The organism is Aliivibrio sp. SR45-2, from assembly GCF_963890165.1.
Lineage (GTDB): Bacteria > Pseudomonadota > Gammaproteobacteria > Enterobacterales > Vibrionaceae > Aliivibrio > Aliivibrio salmonicida.
This window is the reverse complement of sequence record NZ_CAWPRC010000044.1, coordinates 86,071-92,217: the sequence shown is the minus strand read 5'-3', so window position 1 is coordinate 92,217 and position 6,147 is coordinate 86,071. Positions and strand designations below refer to the sequence as shown.

Sequence of the window (6,147 nt, the reverse complement as noted above, 5' to 3'; positions counted from 1 at the left end):
CTCTTCGCTAAATTACCTCAATAATTTACCGATTAGTGAAATCAAAATAGATCGCTCTTTTGTTGATAAACTATTAAATAATAAGCAAAGTGACACCTTAGTAAAAGCGATTATCGCGATTGGATCTTCATGCCATATGAAGGTTGTGGCTGAAGGGGTTGAGACTATCGAGCAGCATCAAAAATTAAAAGAATATCATTGTGATTTATTGCAAGGGTATTACTTTGATAAGCCGCTACTTATTGGTGATTTAGTTGATCGTTACGCTGAAAAACTGAGTTGATACCAAGTTAATGATTACGTTTTATGTACTTCCTTTCTTTTTATCTTAACTCTCGTTTAAATTGATTGAATCAATGTGATTACATCACATTGATGTCTCATGCTTATAATTAATATGACTTAAATTGGGCACGTTTAAAATAAGTATCCTAAAATTGTAATTATTATTAATTTATAAGGCTTATTAACGATGACTAAATGGCTTATATCTTGTGGTGCCTTTTTATTTAGCGGTTTTCTTCTTGCTGAAGAATCAAATCAGTTTGAAATAGGGAAAGAGAAAGCAAAAGTGTGTATGGCTTGTCATGGTGCTGATGGCATTGCATTGATTGATCCCTACCCAAACTTACGAGGCCAACGCGCTTCTTATCTTGTCTCTGCATTAAAAGATTATAAATCCCGCGAGAGAACGAGTGGGTTAGCCATTCTAATGCAGCAGCAAGCAGATACCTTATCCAATCAAGACATGAAAGACATTGCCTATTATTACTCGATGCTAGGTTCTGAGTCTCAAGATAAAATGGAGTAAAGGCGATGACAGATATCAGGGATTACGATACAAAAGTTGTGCGCTATTTTATTATTGCTGCCGTTATTTGGGCCGTCATTGGTATGAGTGTTGGTGTGATGCTTGCTGCCCAGCTTTATTGGCCATCGCTCAATTTTGATTCACAATATTTTCAGTTTGGCCGATTGCGTCCGTTGCATACGTCGGGTGTTATTTTTGGTTTCGTCGTTAATATTTTAATGGGCACCTCGCTGTATATTGTTCAGCGAACGAGCAAGGTGGAATTATTTAATAAAAGCCTGTCTTGGATGGTCTTCTGGGGCTGGCAGTTTATCTTAATCCTCGCGTTGATAACGCTCCCGTTAGGGTACACAACCACTAAAGAATACGCCGAACTAGAGTGGCCAATCGATATATTAATCGCCTTGGTGTGGGTGCTTTATGCGGTCTTATTCTTTGGTACGATTGCGAAAAGAAAAGTCAGCCATATCTTTGTCGCCAATTGGTTTTTCGGGGCATTTATTCTCGTTATCGCGATGATTTTCATTATTAATAATTTGGCGTTACCGGTGTCAATGTGGAAATCTTATTCGATTTATGCCGGAGCTCAAGATGCCATTGTTCAATGGTGGTGGGGACATAATGCCGTGGGCTTTTTGTTAACCGCTGGCGTTATTGCCATGAACTATTATTTCATTCCTAAAATATCTGAACGTCCTATTTATTCCTACCGTTTGTCTATTATCCATTTTTGGGGATTAGTGGGCTTTTATACATGGGCTGGCACGCATCATCTTATTTATTCATCCGTACCAGTATGGGTGCAAAATATTGGTATCGTAATGTCGCTGATCTTATGGATACCGTCATGGGCAGGGGCTTTTAATAGTGCGATGACCTTACTCTCTAACAAAGAGAAACTGAAAAAAGATTACATTATGTTGTTCTTTTTCTCTGCCATTCTTTATTACTGTCTCGCGACGTTTGAGGGGCCATTACTGGCGATTCGTTGGTTTAACATGGTTGCTCATAATACCGAATGGATCATTGGTCATGTACATTCTGCTGCCTTAGGGTGGGTGGGTATGTCTGCCATTGCTGTATTTTATTACTTCATTCCGCGTTTATGGGGAAAAGAAGAACTGTGGTCACTCCGTTTATTAAAGTGGCATTTCTGGTTCGCTCATATTGGGGTTGCTCTTTATGCGATAGCCCTTTGGGTTGCAGGGATCGGTGAAGGGTACATGTGGCTTACACAGCTTGATAACGGCTCACTCGCCTACAGTTTTGTTGAAGCAATGGACTTTAAAGCGCCGTGGTTGTTTGTTCGTTTCCTTGGTGGTGTCTTCTTTGTTGTTGGCTTATTGATGATGGTGTTCAACCTTTACAAAACGGTAACGTCGAGTACAGGAGCACTGGCTGAGATGGAGGGGAAATCATGATAGTGAGCAAAGATTTTACTCAATCGGTTTTCATTTTAATTATTTCAACGGTTATTGTTGCGTCCTTTTCGCTGCTAGTTTGGGTGGTTCCTAATCTATTTTCATCTGAGGATTTAAAGAAAATATCCTTGGCTAAACCGCTTACCGCATTAGAACTTGCGGGTCGAGATATTTATATCAGCGAAGGGTGCCATGTTTGTCACACTCAAATGGTGCGTCCATTAGAAGCCGAAATACTGCGTAATGGTCGTGCAAATAAAGAGGCCGATGATATTTATGAGTTTCCAAATTTATGGGGGTCAAAACGTACCGGTCCTGATTTGACGAACATGGGGCGTAAGTATTCCGATCAATGGCATGTGATTCATTTGATGAACCCTCGTAATGTGGTTCCAACCTCTATCATGCCAAGCTACCCGTGGTTGTTTGAACAAACGCTCGATGGAGAGGCGATTTCCGATAAGATGCGAGGGCTACGTATGCTCGGTGTACCTTATACCGATGCGGATATTGATGGAGCTCGACTTCAAGTGATCGGAAAAACGAAAGGTGAAGCGTTGATCCGTTATTTGCAGAGCTTAGGTGTTGATACCATGCAAGATCAAGGGGAATAATTATGACTGGATTTTGGAATATATGGGTCATTACTCTTACTGTTATTTTCTTAGTCTTGATGGTTTATGTGGTGGTGAAATATTGGAGAACGAACCATCTTGCCGATAAAGATAAAACCATTGATTCATTCGATGACATTGACGAAAACGACGCACCGCCACCCCGTATTATGTTTGTTGGGTATTTTATCGCTTTCTCGTGCTCTATTGTCTTTTTAGTATTGTATCCGGGACTCGGTAATTGGCAGGGATTACTTGGGTGGGAGCAAAGCGACGATACGATTCAAGAACACAATGAATCCTTGGACGAGCAAATTGCAGGCATCAATCAAGTCGACTTAACGGTATTAGCTGCAGAACCGATGATTGTTTCGTCAGGTAAAGGGTTGTTTCAAACTCACTGTGCTGCTTGTCATCGTGCTAATGGGCAAGGTCAGAAACACTTTCCAAATTTGATTGATGACGTGTGGTTGTATGGCGGTTCAGATAGTGACATTTTACATTCAATTAAAAAAGGCCGTTATGGTGCGATGGCTGGTTGGAAAAATATTCTTCCCGAAGAAGAGATTCAAAACCTCTCTTATTATCTTGCTTCTCTGCAACAACGCCCACTCAATGCACCCTCTTTGAAGATAAAGCAAGGTGAAACCGCCTTCATGAAAAACTGTGTGGTATGTCATGGCGGCGATGCAAAAGGGAACCAAGCGTTAGGCGCCCCGAATTTATCGGATAATGTTTGGTTGCATGGCGGGAGCATTGAAGAGATCCAACATACAATCAATGATGGCCTGAACAACATCATGCCTGCGTTTGAAGCCCAATTAAGTGACAACGAGATCTTAGCGCTGGCGGCGTTTATTACTCAGCAACGCATTGCTTATAATGCAAAAATTGCAGCGATTTCTGAAAAGAACATTAAACAAGGCGAGTATCTCGCGTACGCAGGGGATTGCGTGGCTTGTCATAGTGCTGAAGGAGGAGAACCGTTTGCGGGAGGATTGCCTTTTGTTACGCCATTTGGGACGGTTTATTCGACCAATATTACGCCCCATTTCACAGAGGGTATTGGTGATTACAGTTACGATGATTTTAAAGCTGCACTCTATGATGGGAAAGGGAAGCATGGGTATCTTTACCCTGCAATGCCTTACACCTCGTATCAACATGTGACAGAAGAAGATGTATCGATATTGTGGGATTATTTACAATCGATACCCGCCGCCTCACGTCGTAACGATGACAATAGCATGATGTTTCCATCCAATATTCGCCTAGGATTATTAGGTTGGAATATCGTATTTATGGACAGAGAACCGCTTGATTTAACCACTAATGCACCAGTAGAAGGGACGGATATTTGGTCGCGTGGTAAATATTTAGTGGCAGGACTTGGGCATTGTTCTGAGTGTCATACGCCTAGAAATATTGCCCAAGCACTTGAAGAAGATAAGATTTTTCAAGGAAATATCATTGATGGTTGGAACGCCCCTGATATCTCTGCTCGTGAGTTATATCAAGATCGTTGGGATGTAAAAACCCTGACTGATTTCTTGCATACTGGGCATTCAGATAAAGGCTCAGCGTTTGGTGGGATGGCTGATGTGGTTAAAAATAGCACCAGCTTTATGACTCGTGAAGATGTAGAAGCAATGGCGACGTACCTATTGGTGGGAGATGAAAACAACACGATTCCACCTGATACGAAACAGCTGCAACCGACAGGATTCACTGACGAAGCCAAACAATCTGATATGTATCCTTTATTCGTATCAACTTGTGGTGCGTGTCATGGGGAGGATGGTAAAGGACGAGATCCAATCGCTCCGACGCTGTTAAACAACGGTATTATTATGCATCGGGATCCATACAATACCATCGCAGTGACCATTCGTGGGTTAGAACCAAGCTACCTTAATGAAGAAAGAAACTTTATGCCGATGGTAAGCTTCCAAAATGTATTAACGGATGCACAATTATCGGAGTTAATTTCTTTTATTCGTGACTATCTTGGAGACCGAACCGAAGTGGTGACGGCTGCTGATGTAAAAGCGGTGCGAGAGAAACTTCAAAAAGCAGGTTATGCAGGTAATTTCCATACGACGCCTGATATGTACGATAAACGAGACCGCAATATTAACGTCGAATAAGTAAGATAGTGGTATATACAAACGGGTCGTTGATAGAGAATATCAACGACCCGTTTTTATTTGAATTCAGATTGTGCAGAACTAAGCGGCTGCTTTCTCTTCTGATTTTCCTTTCATTCTCAACGCCACATTAACCAATGCGATTAATACAGGAACCTCAATCAGAGGGCCAATTACACCGGCAAACGCTTGATCTGAGTTCAACCCAAATACCGCAATAGAAACCGCAATCGCTAACTCAAAGTTATTACCTGTTGCGGTAAAAGCGATAGAGGCGTTCTTATCATAAGGAATGCCCATTTTCTTACCGATAAAGAAGCTAGAGAAAAACATTAAGACAAAATAGATCGTTAGTGGAATAGCAATGCGAACCACGTCCATTGGTAGCTCAAGGATCATTTCACCTTTTAAGCTAAACATAAGAACAATCGTACCTAGCAGAGCAATCAATGTGATAGGTGAAATTTTTGGAATGAAAACCGTGTTGTACCATTCTTCGCCTTTTTGTGAGACTAAGATCTTACGGCTTAAGAAACCAGCAAGGAAAGGGATACCCAAATAGATAAGCACACTTTCTGCGATGTCCATCATAGAGATATCAACGACCATGCTCTCATAACCAAACACTGGTGGAAGTACACTGATGAATAACCACGCCATTAAGCTGTAAGTAACGATTTGAAACGCAGAGTTAATCGCCACTAATGCCGCGCCATACTCTTTATTACCACCGCCAATATCGTTCCAAACTAATACCATAGCAATACAGCGAGCTAGGCCAATAAGGATGATGCCAACCATATAACCAGGGTGATCGCCTAAAAATGTCAGTGCTAAGATGAACATTAATATTGGACCCACAATCCAGTTCATAACAAGCGATAATGTGATGGCTTGTTTGTCTTTTACAACGCTACCAAGTAGGTTGTAGTTCACTTTAGCTAATGGCGGATACATCATTAAAATCAGGCCAATAGCGAGAGGAATATTGGTTGTTCCTACCGACATGGATTCATTCCATTCTGCAACTTGAGGAAATTGAACCCCAATTAATACACCAATCGCCATTGCGATAAAAATCCACAGTGTTAGGTATCGGTCGAGAAAACTGAGCTTAGGTTGCATAAAACCTCCTTATGGTTTTATTTTAATTC

At 41.3% G+C, this 6,147-nt stretch carries 6 protein-coding genes; 5 read left to right on the top strand and 1 reads right to left on the bottom strand.

The window, feature by feature from the left end:
- From AACV33_RS02435 to ccoP, 5 genes are all read left to right on the top strand, one after another.
- On the top strand, positions 1–283 hold a 283-nt coding region (locus AACV33_RS02435), incomplete at its 5' end, for an EAL domain-containing protein (protein WP_182699811.1).
- A 189-nt stretch (positions 284–472) separates the two neighbouring features.
- A complete protein-coding gene (locus AACV33_RS02430; protein WP_017021963.1) occupies positions 473–811 on the top strand; it encodes a c-type cytochrome in 339 nt (112 codons plus the stop codon).
- A 5-nt stretch (positions 812–816) separates the two neighbouring features.
- Positions 817–2,232, top strand: a complete 1,416-nt coding sequence (gene ccoN, locus AACV33_RS02425) for a cytochrome-c oxidase, cbb3-type subunit I (protein ID WP_182699810.1) — start codon at positions 817–819, stop codon at positions 2,230–2,232.
- Positions 2,232–2,846 (top strand): cytochrome-c oxidase, cbb3-type subunit II, encoded by a 615-nt coding sequence (gene ccoO, locus AACV33_RS02420; protein ID WP_026469675.1) that lies wholly within the window; start codon positions 2,232–2,234, stop codon positions 2,844–2,846. The genes ccoN and ccoO overlap by 1 nt, the downstream gene beginning before the upstream one ends.
- Positions 2,847–2,848: 2 nt before the next feature.
- Complete coding sequence (gene ccoP / locus AACV33_RS02415; protein ID WP_017021960.1) at positions 2,849–4,993, top strand: cytochrome-c oxidase, cbb3-type subunit III; 2,145 nt, start codon at positions 2,849–2,851, stop codon at positions 4,991–4,993.
- A gap of 81 nt (positions 4,994–5,074) precedes the next feature.
- Here ccoP and arsB read toward each other — a convergent pair whose 3' ends face one another.
- The gene (gene arsB, locus AACV33_RS02410; protein WP_023602944.1) at positions 5,075–6,118 is read right to left on the bottom strand and encodes an ACR3 family arsenite efflux transporter; all 1,044 of its coding nucleotides are present in this window, start codon (positions 6,116–6,118) and stop codon (positions 5,075–5,077) included.
- Positions 6,119–6,147 lie beyond the last annotated feature (29 nt).

What these genes read in the sequence shown, in the direction of transcription:
- AACV33_RS02430 (WP_017021963.1), top strand. Translation starts at nt 473, where the DNA reads ATGACTAAATGGCTTATATCTTGTGGTGCCTTTTTATTTAGCGGTTTT.
- ccoN (WP_182699810.1), top strand. Translation starts at nt 817, where the DNA reads ATGACAGATATCAGGGATTACGATACAAAAGTTGTGCGCTATTTTATT.
- ccoP (WP_017021960.1), top strand. Translation starts at nt 2,849, where the DNA reads ATGACTGGATTTTGGAATATATGGGTCATTACTCTTACTGTTATTTTC.
- arsB (WP_023602944.1), bottom strand. Translation starts at nt 6,118, where the DNA reads ATGCAACCTAAGCTCAGTTTTCTCGACCGATACCTAACACTGTGGATT.